The organism is Bergeriella denitrificans NBRC 102155 (genome assembly GCF_001592185.1).
GTDB lineage: Bacteria > Pseudomonadota > Gammaproteobacteria > Burkholderiales > Neisseriaceae > Neisseria > Neisseria denitrificans.
In genome coordinates this window covers 1-2196 of record NZ_BCWL01000277.1, presented here as the reverse complement: position 1 = coordinate 2196, position 2196 = coordinate 1, and the positions used below count along the sequence as shown (strand labels likewise).

Here is a 2196-nt window from a genome sequence, read left to right as displayed (position 1 = left end):
CCTTGTCTCAATCTAAATTGAAACGACTATACAATCCACACTCATCATCTTCTTACTCGATAAATAAAAAAGCCGTCTGAAAACAACGTTTTTCAGACGGCTTTTTTGTGCATCTTTCGGCTTAGTCGGCAGCGTGCCAGGGCTTTTGGGCGCCTGCGTGGAAGCTGGGCTTTTCACCGCCCCACAGCGTGTCGATGTCGTAGAAGTCGCGCACAGCCGGCAGCATGACGTGTACCACCAAATCGCCCGCGTCCACCAGCGTCCATTCGCCGGTATCGCCTTCGGTGCTTAAAATTTCAAAACCGGCTTCTTTCAAATCGACGGCTACATTGTTGGCCAGCGCTTTAACCTGGCGGGTGGAGTCGCCGCTGGCGATAATCATACGCGCAAACAGCGAGGTTTTTTCTTGGGTTTCCAATACTGAAATATCTTTGGCTTTGATGTCTTCCAGCGCGTTGATGGCGACGTCGACCATTTTTTGCAGGTCGAGCAATTCCTGTTCGTTCATGATGTTTCCGGATAAATCTGTTGAATGGGTGGGATTATATAGATAAGCAGATGAATTTCCAAGACAAGGCCGTCTGAAACGGTATTTTCAGACGGCCTTGTGATGATTTTGCGGATACAGCTCCGCTATTTCGTAGTCCCACAAGACAGCGGCGCGGGCGTGATATAGTCGTCGAACTTAAATTCTGCTATGGCGTTAGTTCGCCGCCTTGTAGCAGAATTGAATTTCTCCGACTATACGGGCGCGTAGGATGGGCAAAGCCGTCTGAAAAATGATAGCACGCAAGGCATGATGCTGAATATTCTGCACGGCTTGCGTTATGATAGAGCTTTGCCGATATTCGGAGCCGACGATGCCCGACGATTTTCTGCTGGCAGTCATTAATTTCGCCACGTCCACCCTGACCGCGATTACCGGCGCGGGCGGCGGGATGATTTTGATTGCTGTGATGCCGTTTTTTATCGCGCCGCAGGCCATGATTCCGCTGCACGGCGCAACGCAGCTTTCCAGCAATGCCAGCCGCGCGTGGTTTGGGCGCAAGAGTATTGATTTCGGTGACTTCCGCCCTTTTCTCATCGGCTCGCTGGCCGGCGCGGCGGCGTTCGGGGTGCTGGTGAATTTTCTGCGGCTCGACAGCGTGCCGCTGTTTATCGGCGTGTATATTTTATTGTCGCTGTGGTCGGCGCGTTTCAATCATTTTATCCGCAATTTTGAGAATTTTTACGTCATCGGTTTTATGCAAACCGGCTTGAGCGTTTTTGTCGGCGCGCCGGGCCCGCTGGCGTTGGCGATGCTGCACCGCCGCCATGCTGACACCGATACGGTGGTCAGCACCGCCGCGCTGATGATGGCGGTCAGCCATGTGTTGAAAATGCCGGTGTATGTGTGGCTGGGCTTTCGCTTTTCCGAATACCTGCCCTTGATGCTGATGATGATTGCGGCGGCCGCGCTCGGCTCTTATGCGGGCACGCGCCTGCGCCATTTGATTCCCGCCGCCGTATTGAAAAAAATCCTGCATTGGCTGCTGACGCTGCTGGCGGTGCAGTTAATCGCGGCAACGGCGTGGCGGCAGGGCTGGCTGGGGCTGTAAGGCCGTCTGAAAATGCGCTATGGGGCAGCAGGCGAAACTGAAAATCAGATAAGGCCGTGATTAAGGTGTTTTAGATTGGGGGCATTGGGCTGCTCAAGCCGATGGCGCGGCAGACGGTGCTATATCCACAGCCGGACGCCGATAACCGGCATCACGCTGCCCAGCAGCGCAAAGCCCGCGCCGTATAATCCCGCTGCGGCGGCGGAGCGTTGGGCGGCTTGCGGCTGCCATAAGGCCAAGACCAGCGAAGCCGCCAGCATGCCGGCGCTGCACCACACATAGAGCAGCCACAGCATCACGCTTTCGCTGTTGCCGTTTGCCGCTGCTTGGTGGATGTAGGCAAACAGCAGCAGATACAGCCCCAACGCCGTCGCCGCCGCGCCGCTGCATACGGCCGGGCGGACTTTGACAGTGGCAGGCAGATACACGGCATACGCAGCGGCGGCCGCCAATGCCAGCCACAAACCGCCTGCGCCTTGAGCGGCGGGCAGGGGCAGGTTTTGCAACAGGGCGGGCATCAGAAAGGCTACGGCGGCAAGCGCTTGGGCGGTGCGGTATTCGCGCGGCGGGGTGGGGAGCATGGTTAACCTGCAACGGT

At 56.5% G+C, this 2196-nt stretch carries 3 protein-coding genes; 1 reads left to right on the top strand and 2 read right to left on the bottom strand.

Translation table 11 applies throughout. The annotated features are described in order from the left end of the window. Positions 1-121 precede the first annotated feature (121 nt). Entirely contained in the window at positions 122-508 is a 387-nt protein-coding gene (rsfS, locus tag BDE01S_RS10150; protein WP_066081134.1) for a ribosome silencing factor, read from the bottom strand. 352 nt (positions 509-860) lie between these two features. Here rsfS and BDE01S_RS10145 point away from each other — a divergent pair, with 352 nt between their 5' ends. Further along, the gene (locus tag BDE01S_RS10145; RefSeq protein ID WP_066081132.1) at positions 861-1598 is read left to right on the top strand and encodes a sulfite exporter TauE/SafE family protein; all 738 of its coding nucleotides are present in this window, start codon (positions 861-863) and stop codon (positions 1596-1598) included. 119 nt (positions 1599-1717) lie between these two features. Here the strand turns inward: BDE01S_RS10145 and BDE01S_RS10140 are convergent. Continuing rightward, positions 1718-2196, bottom strand: a 479-nt coding sequence (locus BDE01S_RS10140; RefSeq protein WP_218015874.1) for a hypothetical protein, incomplete at its 5' end; no start/stop codon positions are given.